We start from the raw sequence: 21,512 nt of genomic DNA, 5'->3' as shown, positions 1-21,512 counted from the left end.
TGATATAATACTAGTAGACGAAAGACTAAGAAAAGCAGGTGAATCTTTTTTGTTTACAAAAGCACAAGAACTTTTAGCGTCCTATTTTGGTTATCCATCATTCCGCAGAGGGCAAGATGAGACAATTAAAAATGTATTGGATGGAAAAGATACCGTTTGTATTATGCCAACAGGCGGTGGTAAATCGATTTGTTATCAAATTCCGGCGTTAGTATTTGAGGGGACGACATTAGTTATATCGCCGCTCATTTCCCTTATGAAGGACCAAGTAGATACGTTAGTACAAAACGGAATCTCAGCTACATATATTAATAGTTCTATTTCAATTACAGAAGCAAACCAACGAATTCAATTAGCAAAACAAGGTCATTATAAATTGCTATATGTGGCGCCAGAGCGGCTTGATTCAATGGAATTTGTAGATCAATTAATTGATATGAAGATACCGATGATCGCAATTGACGAAGCACACTGTATTTCGCAGTGGGGACATGATTTCCGCCCAAGTTATTTACATATACATCGTATATTAGATTATCTTCCAGAAAAACCGCTTGTACTTGCGTTAACTGCGACTGCAACGCCACAAGTGCGTGAAGATATTTGTCGTGCTCTTGAAATTAATCAAGAGAATACAATTATGACAACCTTTGAAAGGGAAAATTTATCATTTTCAGTAATTAAAGGGCAGGACAGAAATGCATATTTAGCAGATTATATTCGTCAAAATAAAAAGGAATCTGGAATTATTTATGCAGCGACAAGAAAAGTTGTGGATCAATTGTATGAAGATTTATATAAAGCAGGCGTTTCAGTTGCACGTTATCATGCAGGAATGAGTGATCATGATCGCAATGAACAGCAAGAGCGATTTTTACGTGATGAAGTAAGTGTCATGGTAGCGACATCTGCATTCGGTATGGGAATCGATAAATCAAACATTCGTTACGTGATTCATTATCAACTTCCAAAAAACATGGAAAGTTATTATCAAGAAGCAGGACGTGCTGGTCGTGATGGATTAGATAGTGAGTGTATTTTGTTATATTCTTCTCAGGATGTACAAGTACAGCGCTTTTTAATTGATCAGTCTACCGGGGAATCACGTTTCTCAAATGAACTGGAAAAACTACAACATATGACAGATTACTGTCATACAGAACAATGTCTACAATCATTTATTCTAGAGTACTTTGGAGAAGAACCGAAAGAAGATTGTGGGCGCTGCGGGAATTGTACAGATGAACGTGAAAGTATAGATGTTACGCGAGAATCACAAATGGTATTATCATGTATGATTCGAACAAACCAACGATTTGGAAAACAAATGATTGCGCAAGTGTTGACCGGATCAAAAAATAAAAAAGTGATTGAATTTAATTTTCATACGTTACCAACTTACGGTCTTTTATCGAATCGTAGTGTAAAAGAGGTAAGTGAGTTTATTGAGTTTTTAATTTCAGAAGAATGTATTGCGGTAGAACACGGGACGTATCCAACCTTAAAAGTAACAGCGAAAGGGAAAGAAGTATTACTTGGAAATGAAAATGTGTTACGTAAAGAAAGAGTGGAAACAAGACAAATTGTCCAAGATCACCCATTGTTTGAAGTACTTCGTGAAGTGCGCAAAGAAATCGCACAAGGAGAAGGTGTACCACCGTTTGTTATTTTCTCTGATCAAACGTTAAAAGATATGTGTGCAAAAATGCCGCAAAGCGATGCAGAACTCTTACAAGTAAAGGGGATTGGGGAACATAAACTTGCGAAGTACGGTTCTCACTTTTTACAAGCGGTCATTCATTTTATCGAACAAAACCCTGATTACGCTGATACGATTAAAACAGAAATTGTTACGGAACGAAAAAAATCTGGAAAAGCATCAGCAAATTCTCACTTAGAAACATATGCAATGTATAAACAAGGAACTGAATTAAATACGATTGCGAAAGAACGAGGCTTATCACGTCAAACGGTTGAAAATCATTTAATTCGTTGCTTTGAAGAAGGAATGGAAGTGGATTGGCCAAGTTTCGTTCCAGCAGAATACGAATCTTTTATTGAAACAGCAGTACAAAACGCAGAAGGCGGATTGAAATCTATTAAAGAACAACTTCCAGATGAAGTGAGTTACTTTATGATTCGAGCTTATTTACAAATAAGAAAATAGAGAAGAGCTAAGGGGATAGGGAAATGCACTATGTATTTGTTTACGGTACATTAAGAACACAACAAGCAAATGCGCATTACTTATATGGATCAGTATGTGTTGCTGAATTCGCTTGGACATGTGGCCGATTATTTGATACAAATGAAGGATATCCTGCGATGATTTCTTCTGCAAAGGAAAAGGTGTATGGAGAAATATATGAAGTCAATGATGAAGTGTTGCGAAAGTTAGATGAACTCGAAGAATATACAGGGAATCCAAAGAGCGATTTGTATAATAGAATTACGCAACTGATTAATTTTGAAAATAAAGAAGTACATGCATATGTATATACGGCACAGAATAAAAAAATGTTACAGAAACCAATCACTTCTGGCGATTGGGTAAAGTATAAACATGAAATAGAAATGTAGCGAAATTGTTAAAGGAAGGATTCAATCATAGTAATCCTTCGTAAAGCTAATAATCAGGAAGCATCTTTACTTGGCAAAATAATTTGCATCTTGTATACTATATGTGCACAGGCCATCACGCTCCTTCCTTCTATTCACTCTTTGGAAATTAGGGGTGTGGCTTTCTTGTGCATTTTATATTACATACTAACTTTGAAAATCAGGAACAGCTTTTTGCAAATAGTGGCAAAAAAGTTAGTCCCTGATTTTTTTATTTTTACATATAGAGGATGATGAAACTTGAAACAATGGAACAAGATGTATTTGAAACAATCAAAAGTAATGCTTCCGGACGGGAACAGGTCACTTCCTGCACCAATACTTGCTAGTGCACTGAAGAATATTCATAGCCTAGGTTTTACTTTTTCATCTAGGCTGTTGCAGGCAATACAATTACTAGCGATAGAGGAGTTTCTACCGTGGTATCAAGACCTACTATCGCTATTAGAAGAGAGAGTAGGTAGTCATGTCACATATAAACCATTTTATCCGAATTTTCCAGAAGAGGTGATGGATGAGGAGGAGAGTAAGCTTTATATAAATGCGATTTTGCATTATTGGTTTGGATTAAGACCAGACACAATAAAGATAGAGCGACCACCTTTTGCAGAAAAACATGAATTGCGAGTATTGTCACTTGGAACATTTTCAGGCTTTTTAAGCACGATAAAAGAACGTATAGCTGCCAATAGTAGTTTATCCCAAGATGATAAAGAAGATATAAGTGAAGTATTAGCAAACTATAAATATTACTATGAATTATTGCCAAGTGAAATTCCTCACCATGAAAATAAAGCTGTAGTATTAAGTACGCTTGTAAAATATCGTGATGTATCGTTTGATCTACTTACTCCTTACATACAAACATGTACAGATGTACTGCGGCTTATTGTTGCATACAGTGAAGGTGATGTAAGTTTAGCAACTCCAACAAAGTTTCAAAGAATACCAAGGAAATTACGCCGTCTATTTTTATCTTGCATTGAGAAATGTGGAGATTCAAGTGAAGATATGGTTCGTCATAGAGAGATGTGGAAGCGTGTAGCAAAAGAACTACACCCTTTTCAATATAAAAAACGATATCCAAAAGCTTGTGCGGCATTTCATGTTGTCGTGAATGATATGCGAATTCACACGTACCGAAGTGAAGTAGAAGCATTATTAAACGAAGGGGATATTACAAAAGCTGCTCAAGTTTTAGCTTCACGTCCTGGTGAATTCGGAAGACGGTTAGATCAATTTTTGCGCCGAGGTGATATAGAAGAAATTTTATCACAATATAGTGCAATAGCCACTCAAATCAGCACGCCCGTTCTACTGCAAATACACTCGCATTTTCAAAATCGTGTTGTACAAGAGCCGATGCGTGTCTTTTTTCCAAAAGGAAATATAGCAAACGTATTTGCAAGAGAAAATACACTTCCTCTACTTAGTGAGAATGTATGCGAACGGGTAGTAAAAATTACTGAAGAAGCATTGTGTACACATTTTAAATCACTTCCTTCGTTAGGGAAAGTATATGTGGATCCAAATTTAAAACAATATTTGGTTCCGTTTTCTCAACGTTCTGCGAGTAAAAGTTTGCGGACACTCGTGCGAGGCAGTGTTGAACCAATAGCGAATGGTCATACACTTCGTTTCTTTTTATATTGGAGCGAAGGGGTAGTGGATGGAAAGAAAACGGGTCGTGTAGATATTGACTTATCAGCTGTTTTATACGGAGATGATTGGAACTATATGACGCATATTGATTATACAGCTCTTAAATCAAATTTATTCCAAGGTGCTCATAGTGGGGATATTACGTCTGCGCCAAAAGGAGCATGTGAATTCATAGACTTAGATATACAATCGATTCGAGATTGTGGCGGAAGATATGTTGTAATGAACGTTTTTTCTTTTACAGGACATTTATTTGCAGAATTGCCAGTCTGCTTTGCAGGCTGGATGTTGCGAAGCAAACCGCAGTCAGGAGAAATATTTGACCCACGAAGTGTGATAGATCGTTTAGATTTAACAAGTAACTCGACAATTTCAATCCCGATTATCTTTGACTTAAAGGAAAATAAAATGATATGGGCTGATATCGAGTTAAAACAGTACCCGATGTATGCGAACAATGTGGATGGTAATGAGAAAGGAATTGTATTAATGGGGAAAGCTTTAACATCTTTAATGAAACCACATTTATATGACTTATTCGTTCTACATGGAAAGGCTCGTGGTATTCTCGTAGATAAGAAAGAAGATGCTGATACAGTGTTTTCCGTAGAGGCCGAAACGATGTTGCAACATGGTACAATTATGTCCGAATATATGAAATGAAAAATATGTTTTATTCAGATAAACATTATTTTTATAAAAGAGGCAAAGGATTCACCCTTTGCCTCTTTTATATTTTAGAAAATTCCCAATTAAACTATTGACTTTATAAATGTATTTTTTATACAATTATACTTCGACTGAAAATTTCGAACGGACAGGAGGGAATCATCACAATGAGTACTATATTTGAAGAAGAATTACAGAGAATGAAAGATACTTTATCTACAATGGATGAGCAGCTAGACAAACTAGAAAAGGTACCGGTTTATTATGGAGAGGATTTTAAAGAGCAAATCCTTGAGAGTATGAGGGAGTCAAGTCGGAGAAACTTACGTGTTGGCGTACAAGAACCATACTTTGGTCGACTAGATTTTCAGGAAGATGGACAGTCAGAGCCAAATCCGATTTATATCGGTAAAGTCGGTGTTTCAGATGAAGAAACGATGAAACCAATTGTTATTGACTGGCGTGCACCTGTTGCGAGTATGTTTTATTCATTTACTGGTGGTGAAGAGCCGGCTTTTTATCATTCACCAGATGGATTAGTAGAAGGTGATGTGTATTTAAAAAGAAACATTGCCATTCGTAAAAGAGAACTAGAACGTGTTGTTGATACATATGTAAAAGGAAGTGAAGATGTATCTCTTGCAGATGATTTTCTTCTATATCGATTAGGTGAGAATAAAGATAATAAATTAAAAGATATCGTTTCGACGATACAATCTGAACAAAATGATATTATTCGTGCAGAGAAGAACTTGCCACTATTGATTCAAGGGGTTGCAGGGAGCGGAAAAACAACAATCGCTTTACATCGCCTTGCTTTTTTAATTTACGAATATCGTGAGCAGCTTGAGGCGGAACGAATGATTGTATTTGCACCAAACAGTTTGTTTTTAGATTATATTTCTAGTGTACTTCCTGAACTGGGCGTCGGAAATATTAGGCAAACAACATTTCAAGATTGGGCACTGCGCACATTAGATGATGCGGTGAAGTTAAAAGATACGGAAGAAAAATTGAAAGAAGCTTTTTCAATCAATCGTGATGATAACAAGGTTATGCTTGGTAAATTAAAAGGGACGATGAAATTCAAGGGATTTATTGAAAAAAGTATAATTCACTTTGAAGAAAATTTAGTGCCAGAAAAAGATTTTGAAGCATGGGATCAAGCTATTATTACAGTAGAAGAGATCAAAAAATGGTTGCAAGTGGAATATAAGCACTATCCATTAATGAAGCGTAGAGAAAGATTGGTTGGCCGAATAAAACGTTGGATGGAGATTGAACTTAAAAAGTTTGAAGGAACAAATGAGAAAAAGGCATTAAAAAAAGAGGCGACCAAGAGATTAAATGCTTATATGAAATTTTGGCCTAAAATGAGTCCATTGTCACTTTACGGTTCGATGATGAAGCAAAAAGAAATACTGGACGTGTTACCAGAAGAACTTGTTCAAGAAACAGAAAAGAATTGCCGTAAAAAAGAAGTGTATGTAGAAGATTTAGCACCTCTTATTCATATTCACCATCGATTGGCAGGTATCGAAATCGGACAAAAATTCCACCATGTTGTGATTGATGAAGCGCAAGATTTTTCACCCTTCCAAATTCATATATTAAAAGAAATTACAATGGGTAACTCGTTTACGATTTTAGGTGATTTATCGCAAGCGATATATGATTATCAAGGAATTGAAAACTGGAATGACTTTAGAGAAGTATTTCAAGAAACAGGTTATTATGAACTGACGAGAAGTTATCGATCTACAAAAGAAATTATCGAGTTTGCAAATGAAGTCATTAAAAACGCGGACATTCCAGTAGGGCTTGCAACGCCTGTTTTTCGTAGCGGTGAGAAAGTAAAGGTTATTTCTACAGATGACCAATTTGCGGAGATTGTACAAACACTACAAAAAATGCAACGAGAAAATGTGAAGACGATTGCTGTAATAGGAAGAACAGATGATGAGTGCCGTGATATATATGAGAAGCTAACTGCTGTAGGAATAACTGTCAATGTCATTGAAGCAAATCAAAGTAAATATGAAGGCGGTATTTCAGTTGTACCAGTTTATTTAGCAAAAGGATTAGAATTTGATGCAGTTCTTCTTATTGATGTTGATGAAGTACATTATAAAGGTACAAAGCATGATGCAAAGTTATTATATGTTGGATGTACGAGATCTCTTCATGATTTACGGATTTTCTATTCTGGGGAAGCATCACCTTTAATCCAAGGAATATCAGAAGAGTTTTATGAAAGTAAATAGTAGATGTTTAAAGAGGATTTTCAAGTAATAAGCAGGAAAGTCCTCTTGTTTTTTTATAAATAGGGAAGAAGGAGATTGAATATGATTACAAAGATAATGAGAAAAAGTGCATGGGAAGTAGCGAAAGTAAAAAGAGAAATAATTGAAGACTCACTTACGAAAGAAGGCTTTATTCATTGTTCTTTTTTAGAACAATCGCTTGAAGTTGCAGAAAAGCATTTTAGTACTGACATAGAACTAGTTGTACTTGTAATTAATCCAGAATTCGTTCATGCGGAAATAAAATATGAACTGGCGTCGAATGGTCAAAATTATCCACATATATATGGAGCTGTAAATGCTGATGCTATTGTGAAAGTAGTAGAACTTCAGAAAGAAAATGGCGTCTATGTTTTACCAGTAGATTTAGAACAAAAAAAGTAGAATACATTTGTTAACCTTATAAAAGGATTTTCGATTCGTATTATCGAAGTACTGAAAGGGATAAAACGAAATCGAGAAGAGGCGTACAAATGGAGGAAGTAATCAAGAAAATAAAAGAAATAAAAACGGGTCAGGTAGGTATCGTTGTTTATTCAGCAGAAAATCAAAATATTGTCGCTTTATATAATGATGACATTTTGGTTCCATTAGCGTCAGCAGCAAAAATTGCAATTGGATTTGCTGTAGCTAAAATGGTTGAAGAAAAACAGATACGCTGGAGTGATGAAATCGAAAATATAGCATTTAGTCATAAAGAGGATAGTAAAGAAATATATCCACATCTACAAAAAAGAACTGTATTAACATTAAGAACTGCCGTAGAAGTAATGATTGCATGTCATGACAATTTTATTGCACAATCAGTTGTGGGCTTTTGCGGGGGATGGGAAGAAGTAAATAAGAGAATTCAAAGTTCTTTTTCAAAGATTCATGTTACGAAAGACCCAAGGGATGCGAAAAACGTTGGGAAATTAAAACAAGTTCTTAAACTTTTAATTCAAATATTCCAAGGATATGAATCGAATCCGGTATTATGGGAACCAATTATAAATGGAATGGTGAGACAACAAGGGAACTATGAGGGAATACCAAGTTATCATTTGGCACATATGACAGGTGGATTACCTACTGCTTTTATAAATGTCGGTATACTAGGAACATTTCATGAAAATCCATTACTTTATGTGATTGGTGGAATGGAGTTACCCGATCGTAATGAGAATCAAGAAGCTGATTCTAAAATAATGGAAGTTTTAAGGTGTCTGTATAAAGAGTGTTTTAGAAAAGAAATGAAATATATTCATATATAAGAAGAGGGATTTGTTATTGTTAGTATTTTGGCTAGAAAAAATAAAGATAATTAAATAGTGTGGACTAAAAGTTTCTTAAATAAAAGAACTTTTAGTCCTTATTTCATTGATAGGAAAGGAAGTAGTATTATATGAAAATTACTGAACAGTACACGCCAAACGAAAATGAGTATATAAAAAATAAAGTAATTCAATACAATATGTCTGTACTACCAGATGAAGTAAAAAGCCCATTAGAGTATGTAAGCTTTCTAGTAAAAGACGATGCTGGCAAAATATTTGGCGGCATAACAGGAACGATGTATTTTTATCATCTTCATATTGATTTTTTATGGGTGGATGAGTCAGTACGCCATGAAGGATATGGTAGTCAACTATTAAATAAAATAGAAGAAATTGCAAGAGAAAAAGGATGTAGATTGATACTGCTTGACTCATTTAGTTTTCAAGCCCCTGAATTTTATAAGAAACATGGTTACAGGGAGTTTGGGGTAGTTGAAGATCATCCGAAAGGTTATAGTCAGCATTTTTTAGAGAAACGTTTATAAGTTTAATATAATTATATTATGTAAATTGTTAGTTAGAAGATAATTATAACTATGCATTAGAAGATAAGAGGTGAAAAAGAAAGGGAGTCAACACGTACATACTGTCTTTCAAAAAGAAAAGCAACGGAAGATTCTCCAGACGGTTGGAATGCAACATGTATGAGAATTCATAATAAAATATTTGCGATTGTTAATCATGAAAAAGGGGAGAAAGCAGCGATTACATTGAAATGCGATCCAAATGTCGCATTGAGGATTCGAGAAGAATATCCAGATTCAATTATCCCTGGCTATCATATGAATAAAAAGCATTGGAATACTGTTTACATAAATAAGGGGTTAGGTCAAGACGAAATTAATAGAATGATAGATTGGTCTTATAATTTAGTTCTGCAATCTTTCTCAAAAAAGAAGCAGAAAGAGATTTTGGGAGAGAAATAAACGATGTCTTATCCATTAAGAAAATGAAAGGAAGAGAAACAGTATGTCAAGACTATTACATGAATTATCTAAACCGGATAGTGAAGTTTTACGTCCTGAAGTATTGGAGCATTTGAAAGTTACTTCGGGTAAACTGGTTGCTTGTGATCCTCTTATCTTTAATAAAAGTCACTTCGAACATACAATTCAGCCCGGTACATATCCAGTTGTGGCTTGGTGGAACGACGGCTTAATTGCGGGCACTGAATTGAAATTAGCGGAATCAAAAGTGATTGAGTGGAAGATGGCAACAAAACCAGGGCAGAGTGTAGATGAGCTAGAGGAAGGATATATTTTTGGTTACCCAGTCGATACAGGACTAGGATGTTTTGCAGATGTGGAAGCAATTGATAAATTAGAAGAAATAGAAGATAGGCTACAACAAGAATTAGGAGACGAATTTATAAGCTTGTATGATGATTTGATAGACGACATTCTAACAGAACATGATGATGAATGGGGAAACTGTGTAGTTTGTGAGGAAACAGGAAGTAATGTGATTATGTTCCGTTCCGGTTATGGTGACGGTTTTTACCCTTCTTATTGGGGGATTGATGAAAGAGGGAATATCGTTTCAATTGTTACTGATTTTAATGTGTTATATAACGAGGATTGAGAATGAAAGAATTGCTGTTTTTTCATGAGATAAATTAGATTTCTAAGAGGGATCTAAATGTACCTAGTAAAAAAATATAATTGCAAATGATACATTATATAAATACCGCAATATAGATATAGGTATATAGTTCTTCTTTTAAGGAGAGAAAAGGTTTGAAAAAGTGGATTAAAATCATATCAATCTTAGTTATTACTATAGTTACTGGTATTTTTATTGGTTACAAAGTGGGTACGTATGTAGGTTCAGATGGTGAGGAAAGGCAGACTGAGAGAGTTAAAGGAGAAAAGATAATATTTGACCTCAATTCTGATCGTCATATAATTAATGCAATGCACAAAATGACTCATCAAAAAGTATTATCTCACGAAAAGCAAGGATTTATCAAAATGACTCCAGAAAACATCGAAGAAGTGCGAAGAATGATCGATGAAAGTAATAGTGGAACCTTACAATATAAAGAACAGTACCTCAAGATTTTGACCCGTTGGTACGAAGGTGATTTCTCTCAAGCGGTTGAGGAGCATAATTTATTATGGGAATGGGAAAATACTAGCAATGGTAAAGCATACGAATTAGCTACACGGGAGCAAGAAGAAGAATACATTCTAGAACAAGCGAAGTCTGAAAAATAATAAAGGGGTAGCATCACATTACTATCAATCTAAGATGACTTTATACCCATATTCATAGAAAGCGTTATTCTTTTGTAGAAATACAGAGAAAGGATGGCGTTGCTATATGAATCTATTGATTTTAGATGAGTTTCATTTGTTCGTTGAAGAATTACAGCGAAATCTATCTCCATATATTCTTCAACAACTTGCACAAGAGATGTTTTTTTAGTTTGTGGTGATAAGAGAGGATTTAAGAATGGATTATAAACGAAATAGACTACTGTATGCGGTATTAACTATAACAGTAATCATCTTAGGATTGGCATCAAGAAAATTTGCATACGCTTTACCAACTCTATTGAATGATTACTTAGGAGATGCATTATGGGCTCTCATGATTTTCATCGGATTTGGATTCCTTTTTCATAAAATGGAGACCAAAAAAGTTGCTTTATTGAGTTTGCTATTTTGCTATGGGATTGAAATGAGTCAATTATATCATGCGGAATGGATAGATAATATTCGTGCAACGACTTTAGGAGGACTTGTATTAGGGTATGGGTTTTTGTGGAGTGATTTATTGGCTTATACAATTGGAGTTGGTGTTGGTATGCTTTGTGAATTCGTTTTTCAAAAAAGATTATAAGTGTGACAGTAGTATAATAACAAAATTTTAAAATCCCTTTTCACTGATGTAGAAAAGGGATTTTAATCTATTATTTAATAACCTCATTAACAGATAAATCTTTCGTCATAAGAATATGCGGGATACCATCTTCCACAAATACATCTGAAGAAGTATGATAACCTAGTTTATTATAAAAGCCTTCTGCATGTGTTTGACCGTGTAATTTAACTTTAGAGATTTCTTTTTCTCTAGCAATCTCTTCTAATGTTTGGATAATGACTTTACCTAAACCGTATTTTCGGTAGGGTTGTAATATACAAATTCTTTCTAGTTTACCTATGTTATCAACGAATCTAATACGTCCAGCTCCTACAGGTATTTCATTAAAATAAACTAAAATATGATGACATAAATCGCCTAATGTATCGAATGTATCAAATTCATCTTCTAGTGGAACGCCTTGTTCTTTGACAAATACTTCTTTTCGAATTTGAAAGGCAATTTCTAAGTCAGTAATTTCTTTTATTTGTTTTGATTGCAACTTATTCAGTCCCTTCTGGTAGGTTCGGAAAATTATGATACTGTTTGTATATCATTTATATAAGAGTATAAAGGATATACACTTTTATATACTAGGGTGTATTATTCTTTTATTTTATATTTACTAACATTTTTAATGTAAATGTATTGGTATACACATTCACCTCGAAAAACTTGTCTCATATTATATAGAGATAGATTTTTCATTTAAAGGATGTGGTGGCATGAAAAGTACAGAGGAAGAGATTCGAGATTTGCATGAAGAAATTGATGATTTACAAGTAACCATAAGAGAAATTACAAAAGATATTCGACTTTTAGAAACACGTGTAATTATAAATAAAAAGGATATATCTACCATTAACAAGCGATTAGAAAGAATTAATATGAAGGCGACTTGGATTTTGCGGATTATAATAGGGGCAGTTTTAACAGGGGTATTAGGTTTGATAATTAAAGGAACGTTATGATATAAATTAATATTTTTACAGAAAAGAGGGACGGTTTCCTTCTTCAACTAACGATGCAGGATAGTTCAAGAACGATTTGTTACAAAAAAGGACAGTTACGATAAATAATCGGTAACTGTCCTTTTCCCTAATTTAATTATACCATTATTAACTCACCATTTTTAGTCTGTTTTTTATTTATTAAATTGTTAGTATTAATCAAGTGAAGTTGCTTCTTTGATGATACATTTAAACGTAATGAGTTGATCAGATGAACAATTTTTGTCATACGATTCGTCTTGGTATTGAGCGATGAATGGGAGGGAAAGAAATGAAATCATATGTTCTAGAGTTTCGGGAGATTGATAAAACGAGACAAATGGTGGTCGGAGGAAAAGGGGGTAATTTAGGGGAACTATCGAAGATTCATGGAATACAAGTGCCAGAAGGATTTTGTGTTACGACAAAAGCTTATAGAAAATCCCTCGAAAAAAATGAAGCCTTCCATGCATTGTTGGATCAACTAACACTGCTAAAAGTAGAGGATCGAGATCAAATTGGTGAAATCAGCAGGGAGATTCGGAAAATCATTTTGGAAGTAGAAATTCCTTCCGATGTTGTGAAAGCTGTTGCTCACTATCTCTCCCAGTTTGGCAATGAACATGCTTATGCAGTTCGTTCCAGTGCAACTGCTGAAGATTTACCACACGCCTCCTTTGCTGGTCAACAGGATACCTATCTAAACATCAAAGGAAAAGATGCAATTTTACAACATATTAGCAGGTGCTGGGCTTCCCTATTTACTGATCGTGCAGTAATTTATCGCATGCAAAACGGATTTGACCATCGAAAGGTTTATCTGTCTGTTGTTATTCAAAGGATGATTTTCTCGCAAGCTTCCGGAATACTATTTACAGCTGATCCAGTTACCTCAAACCGAAAGGTGCTGTCGATCGATGCTAGCTTTGGACTGGGTGAGGCACTTGTCTCTGGCTTAGTGTCTGCGGACAATTATAAAGTGCGGGAAGGTAGTATTGTGGAGAAGACGATTTCTACCAAAAAGTTGGCTATACATGTACGAAAAGAAGGCGGAACGGAGAAAAAAGAAATTGAGCCGAGTCAGCAGAATCTATCTACACTTTCAGATGAGCAAGTGTTAGAACTTGAAAGGGTCGGTAGGAAGCTGGAAGCGTATTTTGGCTGTCCGCAAGATATCGAATGGAGTTTGGTTGATGATACATTTTATATTGTCCAGAGTCGTCCAATCACTACTTTATACCCCATCCCTGAAGCGAATGATCAAGAAAATCACGTCTATGTATCTGTTGGGCATCAACAAATGATGACTGATCCCATGAAACCATTGGGAATGTCTTTATTCCAGTTAACATCTTTTGGACCCAGGTTTAAAGCTGCTGGAAGGTTATTTGTTGATATCACGCATAATCTGGCTTCGCCTGTCAGCAGAAAAACGATAATAGATACCTTGGGACAATCCGATCCGCTCATAAAAGACGCACTCATGACTATAATAGAGCGAGAAGATTTTATAAAATCGTCACCAGATGGTGAGAAAGTACCGAGTCCTAGTAAAAGCAATAAAGATATATCGTCTTCAGGTTTTCAAGCACAAATCGAAAACGATCTGACAATCGTTTCTGATTTGATTAAGAGTAGTCAAACATCGATAGAAGAGTTAAAACAAAACATCCAAACGAAATCAGGATCAGATTTATTTGATTTTATTTTAGAAGATATCCAGAAATTAAAGAAGATTTTATTTGACCCACAAAGTTTGGGTGTGATTATGGCTGCTATGGATGCTTCATCATGGATCAATGAAAAAATGAACAAGTGGTTAGGTGAAAAAAACGTAGCAGACACGCTTTCTTTATCTGCATCAAACAATATTACTTCAGAAATGGGTCTGGCGCTATTGGATGTTGCAGATGTGATTCGTCCTTATCCAGAAGTAATTGATTATTTACAACATGTAAAAGATGATAACTTTTTGGATGAACTGGTTAAATTTGATGGTGGACAGGAAACCCAAGACGCTATCTATGCTTATCTCAACAAATACGGAATGCGATGTGCTGGAGAAATCGATATTACTAAAACTCGTTGGAGTGAAAAACCATCTACACTTGTCCACATGATTCTCAATAACATCAAAGAATTTGATCCTAATTCTGGCAATCGGAAATTTGAGCAAGGGCGACAGGAAGCTTTGAAAAAAGAACAAGAGTTATTAGATCGATTGAAGCAATTACCGGACGGTAAACGAAAAGCCAAAGAGACAAAACGAATGATCAGCATAATACGGAATTTCATCGGTTATCGTGAATATCCAAAATACGGCATGATTAATCGTTACTTCGTTTATAAGCAGGCTTTACTGAAAGAAGCCGAACAACTCGTACAATCTAGCGTTATTCATGAAAAAGAAGATATATACTATCTCACTTTTGAAGAACTTCACGAAGTCGTACGTACAAACAAACTGAATTACCAGATCATCAGCAAACGAAAAGACGAGTACAAATTATATGAAAAACTAACTCCCCCACGTGTTATCACGTCTGATGGTGAAATTATTGCGGGTGAGTACAAACGAGAAAATCTCCCAGCCGAAGCGATTTTAGGTCTGCCTGTTTCTTCCGGAGTTATAGAGGGAAGAGCACGTGTCATCTTAAACATGGAAGATGCTGATTTAGAAGATGGAGATATATTAGTCACCTCCTTTACTGACCCTGGCTGGACACCATTATTTGTATCCATAAAAGGTCTAGTCACCGAAGTTGGTGGACTGATGACCCATGGAGCAGTTATCGCACGTGAATATGGCTTACCAGCAGTTGTCGGTGTGGAAAATGCTACGAAGATGATCAAGGATGGACAAAGGATCAGGGTGAATGGAACAGAAGGGTATATAGAAATACTATAATTCTTTACATTTAAATCATAAAAGAAGAGAATGCGAATTAGGAGAATCATGGAGATCTTGGTGGATATGGAGGGGGGATTCAGAGAAAAGGCTGGTTACTTGAATTAGAGGAAAAATATAATGATTTTCTGTAAAGAGGTATATATGACAACGTTTTGTTTCTTTTTAACTAAAGAATTCTAAAAGAATTATAATCAAACTTTTTTATAAAAACTGAATTCAGATTTATAACAAGGGAATCCGTTTTTATTAAACTTTATTCCAAAACTACAGTTATCAATACAGAAAGGCTGACTTCAACGATGATACGTAATTATAGTCAGCCTTTTCATTATAATTCTTTTATACCGTTTTCCGTAGCAATAATTGCTTTATCCACCATATTAATAAATAGGCCAGTTTCAATTACACCAGTTATCATTTTTAACTGCTGATGAGTTTCGAGTGGCTTAGTTATTTGGTTTGGAAAAACACAATCTAAGATTAGATTACCATTGTCTGTTATAAATGGTTGATTGTTTTGCATACGTAAAATTGTCTGACAACCAAATAATCGAATTCTTTTTGCGGTTTGTTCCCAAGCGAACGGTACGATTTCAATCGGAAGAGGAAAGATACCTAAATCCGTTACAAGTTTCGATTCATCAGCGATTATGATAAGTTTCTGGGAAGACACGGCAACTATCTTTTCACGAAGAAGAGCACCACCGCCCCCTTTAATTAACTGTAAATCTGGGTTAATCTCATCAGCGCCATCAATTGTAAGATCAAGAGAATCTATTTCACTTAAAGAGACTAAAGGAATAGACAGTTGTTCTGCCAATTTCTCAGTTTCGATTGATGTTGGTACAGCTTGAATCGTTAAACCTTCGCTAACTAGATGACCTAATTTTTGTATCGTCCAATATACAGTGGAACCAGTACCAAGGCCGATTTTCATTCCATCCTTTATGAAGTCGGCAGCATGTTCACCAGCTAAGCGTTTTAATTCCGTCATCGTTTTTCCTCTTCATTCTGCTGGTCGTGGTCCAGCATCTAATCCGGAATTTTCAACTGTTAATATGGGACGAACGGTGAGATCTGTATGTACATGCATTTGACACGACAATCGTAAATGGTCTTCAATTCCTTTTTCAGTAATCGCATTCTTTTCAACATGTGTAGGTTCGCGAAAATTTCCATCTATAATTTCAACGCGGCAAGTCGTACAACGTGCTTTCCCTCCGCAGCGATGAAGAATATGGACACCGTTATCTTCAAGCGCAAGTACTAATTTTGTTCCTTCTTTTACATCAAATGTTCCGCTACCTAGAACGGTTAATTTTGGCATATTGTTGCCTCCTCATGTAAAATTCTACATAACATATTTATGACCCCACTTTCGTAATCATAAACGTTATAAATTTTTTTAATGAGACCCGTAACTTTTTTATCGATAAAATCGTTTATTAAGTAAGCGCTGAAAAGGAGTGGTTATTTTGTGCACAAAAGTAACTCGAATGTTAAAAAATCATATCGATATGAATCATTTAAATATAAACTTTATCATTGAAAATTATGCGGAGTTAAAAAGATACTGTACGTTTTTAACAAAAAGCAAATGGGACGGAGAAGATCTTGCCCAAGAAACGGTTTGTAAAGTACTCCAAAAATATGTAGGTGCAGAACATAAAGAGGTTTGTATTACGCTTCTATATAAAATTGCTCGAAATCAATGGCTAGATCAAATGAAAGCAAAATCAGTTAAGAAGAAATTAGAGCAGGAGATTACATTTGAAGAATCACATGAAAAAATTGCTGATGTGCATGAGATGGTGGAGAAAGTTTTATCTTTATTAAATGTACAGCAATCCGTCATTTTCTTATTAAAAGATGTTTTTCAATATAGCTTATCAGATATTGCGGAGATATGTTCAATATCAGAAGGTGCAGTAAAGGCTTCGTTGTTTCGAAGTAGAAATAGATTGAAAACGGTAAGTGAAGAAGAGGAGATTGAATTAGCAGGGCAGGAGGATGATGTTGAAGTAGTTGTAACAGCTATTCGTGAACAAAGACCAGAATTATTGACAAAACTTCTTCCAACAATCGACTTTACACATCTATCATCGAAGCAGCCAGTACTACTATTCAATACGAAAACACCTTCTTCTTACGGTGATATGCGATGCGCAGCTTAAAAATTAGATGGAGGGATTATGATGAATACAATTCCTTATGTTGTAGAACAAACAAAATTAGGAGAACGCTCCTATGATATATATTCAAGATTGTTAAAAGACCGTATTGTCATGATTGGATCAGAAATTAATGATCAAGTAGCAAGTAGTGTAGTGGCACAGTTATTATTTTTAGAAGCAGAAGATGCGGAGAAAGATATTTTTCTTTATATTAATAGCCCAGGTGGTTCAACTACAGCAGGATTTGCGATATTAGATACGATGAATCTTATTAAACCAGATGTTCAAACACTTTGTATGGGATTTGCAGCGTCATTTGGAGCATTATTGTTACTCGCCGGAGCAAAAGGAAAAAGGTTTGCACTTCCAAATAGTGAAATCATGATTCATCAGCCGCTTGGCGGAGCGAAAGGGCAAGCGACGGAGATTGAAATAACGGCAAAACGAATATTAAAGTTAAAACACGATATTAACAAAATCATATCGGATCGAACAGGTCAGCCAATTGAAAAAGTAGCGCATGATACAGAAAGAGATTACTTTATGACAGCGGAAGAAGCGAAAACATATGGTATCGTTGATGCTGTTATTGAGAAAAAATAATTTAAAATAGACCAGAGACTATTATCTTTGGTCTATTTTTGTATGAGAAATTAGTCTTTTATCCACTGATCTACTAATGCCTGGTTCTTTTTAATCCATTTTCGAGCAGCTTCTTCAGGGTCCTTCGTTTTATTTAACATCACCATCAATGTACCAAGCTGTTCATCATTCATTTTCCATTTATCGAAGTATTTCACAATTTCCGGATAATCTTTTTCGAAACCTTTGCGTACAGAGTAATAAATGTCGTCTTTTTCACCATATACTTTCTTAGGGTCTTTTAAATATTTTAAATCAAATTCTGAAAAGCCCCAATGTGGATTCCAAAGCGTAACAGCGATTGGTTTCTTTTGCGTATATGCCTTTTTTAACTCACTCATCATTGCCGCTTCTGAAGATTGGACAAGTTTTAGCTTTATATCATATTCTTTCATTGCTTTATCGGTTAAATTCATAAGGCTACTACCAGGTTCAATTCCAACAATTTTGTTGTTCAATTCATCCTTATGGGCGTTTAAATCCTCGATGCTGTTAATGTCTTTCATATAAGAAGGGACGACTAAACCAAGTCCAGTTCCTTCATACCATTTCGACTTTAAGACAATGTCATTTTTATACCGATCATTTAAGGGTTTATCGGTAACCGGAAGCCATACTTCTAAATTTGCATCAACATCGCCGCGAGCTACACCAGTCCAAATTGCTGCTTTTTCTAAATACATGAGTTCAACTTTATAGCCTTTTTGTTCTAATAAAACTTTCCACATATTTGCTACCGCAATATTTTCTTTCCAACTTGTTACACCAAGTTTGATTTTCCCTTTTGTATTAGCGTTTGTTGCATTACAAGAGGTAATAATCATACTGATAAATAACAAAATGCTTATAAGCCATATTTTCCGTTTCATTGAATCCTCCCGTTTCATAAATAGAATTTTTGTATTTCGTTTTGTATAGCGTTGCTTGTATAAATAAATCTATAAGTGAACCTTCTTATTATGAACGGAAAAAAGAATTTTAAAAAAAACTTAATTATCCTATATAAATGGGCAGTAATATTCTCGCCTTAAAATTTATCCAAAACAACGAAGTTAAGTAGGAAATCAATTGCTCGTAAAAGTTCGATTGGTGAGGGCTAATAATTAGTGGGGATGACGCTCCCACTGATTAAAGTTTCACTTTATGTCATTTCTATGTAATATTTCTGTTGAAAATCGTTACACTATGTGAATAGATGGGTAGAAAAGGAGTCGTTCTATGGGAAATGCAAAAGTTCGTGTTGAAAATGTAACGAAGGTATTTGGAAAAAACCCGCAAAGAGCAGTTGCACTATTAAAAGAAGGAAAAAGTAAATCGGAAATATTGAAAGAAACAGGAATGAATGTTGGTGTAAAAAAAGCCACTTTTGAAGTAAATACGGGGGAAATCTTTGTGATTATGGGATTGTCCGGAAGCGGAAAATCAACGCTTGTACGAATGTTAAATCAGCTAATCAAACCAACTGCGGGTCATATTTATATAGACGGAGAAGACATTGCAACGATGGGAAAAGAAGCGCTTAGGAGAGTTAGAAGAACAAAACTGAGCATGGTTTTTCAAAAGTTTGCGTTATTTCCGCATCGTACAGTTATACAAAATGTTGCCTATGGTTTAGAGATACAAGGAGTTTCAGTAGAGGAAAGAGAAGCAAAGGCACTGGAATCACTTAAGTTAGTAGGGTTAGATCACCATAAAGATAGCTTTCCGGGACAATTGAGCGGTGGTATGCAGCAGCGCGTTGGAATTGCAAGAGCTCTGACGAATGATCCAGATGTTCTTCTTATGGACGAGTCATTCAGCGCATTAGACCCACTCATTCGAAAAGAAATGCAGGATGAACTGTTAGAGCTACAAGATAAAATGGAAAAAACGATTATTTTTATTACGCATGATTTAGATGAAGCGCTTCGAATTGGTGACCGTATTGCATTAATGAAAGATGGAGAAATTGTACAAATTGGAACTCCAGAAGAAATTATGATGAGTCCAGCTAATGAATTCGTAGAGAAATTCGTTGCAGATGTGAACTTAGGTAAGGTTATTACCGCTGAATCGATTTTAAAAAGACCAGAAACATTATTAATTGACCGTGGACCACGTGTGGCGCTGCAAATTATGAGAAATGCGGGTGTGTCTACTGTATATGTGGTCAATAAAAAGCATGAATTTTTAGGTATTTTAACGGCAGATGATGCGAGCAAAGCGATGCAAAAGCAATGGCCAATTGCTGATTTGTTAATAAAAGATATTTCTCATGTTTATTTAGATACATTGCTAGAAGAAACATATGCAAAAATGGCAGAGATGAAGTTTCCATTACCAGTTATTGATGAGAAAAATAGGCTAAGAGGGATTATCAAACGTGAAAGTGTCATTCAAGCCCTTGCAGGAAATATTGAGGAAGAGGTGAATGACGATGAATAGTATTCCGCGCATTCCGTTAGGTGAATGGGTTGATGCGTTTGTAGCTAGCTTATATGCGCATTTTGAAGGCCTGTTTAGAGGGTTTTCATACGTCATTGGTGGTTTCGTTGATTTACTAACAAATTTTTTAACATTGATTCCAGCATTTTTAATGATTATAATCGTATGTTTTCTCGTTTGGTATACAACACGCAAAATATCTTTAGTGGTTTTTTCGTTAATCGGTTTATTATTTATTTTAAACATTAACTATTGGGGACAAACGATGCAAACATTGGCGCTTGTTCTCACATCAGTTATTATTTCCATCATTGTCGGAATTCCAATTGGTGTTTTAGCATCCCAAAATGAACGATTTTCAAAAATATTAAAACCAACATTAGACTTTATGCAAACAATGCCAGCCTTTGTTTATCTTATTCCAGCGATTACATTTTTCGGAGTAGGTGTTGTTCCTGGTATTATCGCATCTGTTATTTTTGCGATGCCACCAACGATTCGTTTTACGGATTTAGGAATTAGACAAGTACCAGAAGATTTAATTGAAGCTGCAAATGCATTTGGTTCAACTACATCTCAAAAGTTATTTAAAGTGCAATTACCGCTTGCAACGGGAACGATAATGGCCGGTGTAAACCAAAGCATCATGTTGTCCTTATCAATGGTTGTTACAGCTTCACTTGTAGGAGCACCAGGACTTGGGGTAGATGTATATCGTTCTGTAACGCAAGTTAACATTGGAATGGGATTTGAAGCTGGACTAGCTATTGTAGTCATTGCGATTGTATTAGATCGGATTACGCAAGGATTTCATAGGAAAAGAAAAGTGTAAATAGAAATGAAACACGCACCGTAAGCGAGGTTACGGTGCGTGTTTTTTTATTTGAAGGAAAGTATAGAATGAAACAGAGTTACATACGAACAATTACTGAACTTCC

Annotated in this window: 21 protein-coding genes; 17 read left to right on the top strand and 4 right to left on the bottom strand. The window is 35.2% G+C overall.

Annotated features, from left to right (window positions below; translation table 11 throughout):
- The first annotated feature begins 49 nt into the window (after positions 1–49).
- From recQ to AAIE21_RS20055, 11 genes are all read left to right on the top strand, one after another.
- Positions 50–2,167, top strand: a complete 2,118-nt coding sequence (gene recQ, locus AAIE21_RS20105; RefSeq protein ID WP_343268411.1) for a DNA helicase RecQ — start codon at positions 50–52, stop codon at positions 2,165–2,167.
- 23 nt (positions 2,168–2,190) lie between these two features.
- Positions 2,191–2,580 carry a gamma-glutamylcyclotransferase family protein gene (locus AAIE21_RS20100; protein ID WP_343268410.1) on the top strand — a complete coding sequence of 130 codons (390 nt, stop codon included), beginning with the start codon at positions 2,191–2,193 and terminating at the stop codon, positions 2,578–2,580.
- Positions 2,581–2,859: 279 nt separating this feature from the next.
- Positions 2,860–4,944, top strand: a complete 2,085-nt coding sequence (locus AAIE21_RS20095; protein ID WP_343268409.1) for a TerD family protein — start codon at positions 2,860–2,862, stop codon at positions 4,942–4,944.
- 173 nt (positions 4,945–5,117) lie between these two features.
- Entirely contained in the window at positions 5,118–7,214 is a 2,097-nt protein-coding gene (locus tag AAIE21_RS20090; protein ID WP_343268408.1) for a HelD family protein, read from the top strand.
- 81 nt (positions 7,215–7,295) lie between these two features.
- Entirely contained in the window at positions 7,296–7,637 is a 342-nt protein-coding gene (locus tag AAIE21_RS20085) for a DUF952 domain-containing protein (protein WP_343268407.1), read from the top strand.
- A gap of 89 nt (positions 7,638–7,726) precedes the next feature.
- Positions 7,727–8,506, top strand: a complete 780-nt coding sequence (locus AAIE21_RS20080) for a serine hydrolase (RefSeq protein WP_343268406.1) — start codon at positions 7,727–7,729, stop codon at positions 8,504–8,506.
- Between the two features lie 131 nt (positions 8,507–8,637).
- Positions 8,638–9,054, top strand: a complete 417-nt coding sequence (locus AAIE21_RS20075; protein WP_343268405.1) for a GNAT family N-acetyltransferase — start codon at positions 8,638–8,640, stop codon at positions 9,052–9,054.
- A gap of 63 nt (positions 9,055–9,117) precedes the next feature.
- A complete protein-coding gene (locus AAIE21_RS20070; protein WP_343268535.1) occupies positions 9,118–9,495 on the top strand; it encodes an MmcQ/YjbR family DNA-binding protein in 378 nt (125 codons plus the stop codon).
- Between the two features lie 43 nt (positions 9,496–9,538).
- Positions 9,539–10,150: a DUF4241 domain-containing protein gene (locus tag AAIE21_RS20065; protein WP_343268404.1), complete on the top strand. Its 612-nt coding sequence runs from the start codon at positions 9,539–9,541 to the stop codon at positions 10,148–10,150.
- Positions 10,151–10,305: 155 nt separating this feature from the next.
- Positions 10,306–10,785, top strand: a complete 480-nt coding sequence (locus tag AAIE21_RS20060; protein ID WP_343268403.1) for a PRK06770 family protein — start codon at positions 10,306–10,308, stop codon at positions 10,783–10,785.
- Between the two features lie 238 nt (positions 10,786–11,023).
- On the top strand, positions 11,024–11,413 hold the full coding sequence (locus AAIE21_RS20055) for a ribosomal maturation YjgA family protein (RefSeq protein ID WP_343268402.1): 390 nt from the start codon (positions 11,024–11,026) through the stop codon (positions 11,411–11,413).
- A 70-nt stretch (positions 11,414–11,483) separates the two neighbouring features.
- Here AAIE21_RS20055 and AAIE21_RS20050 read toward each other — a convergent pair whose 3' ends face one another.
- On the bottom strand, positions 11,484–11,936 hold the full coding sequence (locus tag AAIE21_RS20050) for a GNAT family N-acetyltransferase (protein WP_343268401.1): 453 nt from the start codon (positions 11,934–11,936) through the stop codon (positions 11,484–11,486).
- Between the two features lie 223 nt (positions 11,937–12,159).
- Between AAIE21_RS20050 and AAIE21_RS20045 the strand changes: the two genes are divergently transcribed.
- Complete coding sequence (locus AAIE21_RS20045; protein ID WP_343268400.1) at positions 12,160–12,405, top strand: hypothetical protein; 246 nt, start codon at positions 12,160–12,162, stop codon at positions 12,403–12,405.
- A gap of 310 nt (positions 12,406–12,715) precedes the next feature.
- A complete protein-coding gene (gene ppsA, locus AAIE21_RS20040) occupies positions 12,716–15,331 on the top strand; it encodes a phosphoenolpyruvate synthase (protein WP_343268399.1) in 2,616 nt (871 codons plus the stop codon).
- Positions 15,332–15,662: 331 nt separating this feature from the next.
- Here ppsA and rpiA read toward each other — a convergent pair whose 3' ends face one another.
- Both rpiA and AAIE21_RS20030 read right to left on the bottom strand, forming a co-directional pair.
- Positions 15,663–16,328: a ribose 5-phosphate isomerase A gene (rpiA, locus tag AAIE21_RS20035; protein WP_343268398.1), complete on the bottom strand. Its 666-nt coding sequence runs from the start codon at positions 16,326–16,328 to the stop codon at positions 15,663–15,665.
- A gap of 12 nt (positions 16,329–16,340) precedes the next feature.
- Positions 16,341–16,661 carry a 2Fe-2S iron-sulfur cluster-binding protein gene (locus AAIE21_RS20030; protein WP_343268397.1) on the bottom strand — a complete coding sequence of 107 codons (321 nt, stop codon included), beginning with the start codon at positions 16,659–16,661 and terminating at the stop codon, positions 16,341–16,343.
- Positions 16,662–16,809: 148 nt separating this feature from the next.
- On the opposite strand from AAIE21_RS20030, the gene AAIE21_RS20025 reads away from it, so the two are divergent.
- Positions 16,810–17,508, top strand: a complete 699-nt coding sequence (locus tag AAIE21_RS20025) for an RNA polymerase subunit sigma-70 (protein ID WP_343268396.1) — start codon at positions 16,810–16,812, stop codon at positions 17,506–17,508.
- 21 nt (positions 17,509–17,529) lie between these two features.
- Complete coding sequence (gene clpP / locus AAIE21_RS20020; protein WP_343268395.1) at positions 17,530–18,111, top strand: ATP-dependent Clp endopeptidase proteolytic subunit ClpP; 582 nt, start codon at positions 17,530–17,532, stop codon at positions 18,109–18,111.
- Between the two features lie 50 nt (positions 18,112–18,161).
- Here the strand turns inward: clpP and AAIE21_RS20015 are convergent, their stop codons facing one another.
- Entirely contained in the window at positions 18,162–19,019 is an 858-nt protein-coding gene (locus AAIE21_RS20015) for a glycine betaine ABC transporter substrate-binding protein (RefSeq protein WP_343268394.1), read from the bottom strand.
- 349 nt (positions 19,020–19,368) lie between these two features.
- Here AAIE21_RS20015 and AAIE21_RS20010 point away from each other — a divergent pair, with 349 nt between their 5' ends.
- Complete coding sequence (locus AAIE21_RS20010; protein ID WP_343268393.1) at positions 19,369–20,574, top strand: quaternary amine ABC transporter ATP-binding protein; 1,206 nt, start codon at positions 19,369–19,371, stop codon at positions 20,572–20,574.
- Positions 20,567–21,406 (top strand): ABC transporter permease, encoded by an 840-nt coding sequence (locus AAIE21_RS20005; protein WP_343268534.1) that lies wholly within the window; start codon positions 20,567–20,569, stop codon positions 21,404–21,406. The genes AAIE21_RS20010 and AAIE21_RS20005 overlap by 8 nt, the downstream gene beginning before the upstream one ends.
- Positions 21,407–21,512: the final 106 nt, after the last annotated feature.

This window comes from Paenibacillus sp. 102 (assembly GCF_039549175.1).
In the GTDB taxonomy this organism is placed as follows: Bacteria; Bacillota; Bacilli; order Bacillales; family Bacillaceae_G; genus Bacillus_A.
Note: the sequence above shows the minus strand (reverse complement) of the source record. Positions and strands in the feature narration are given on the sequence as shown.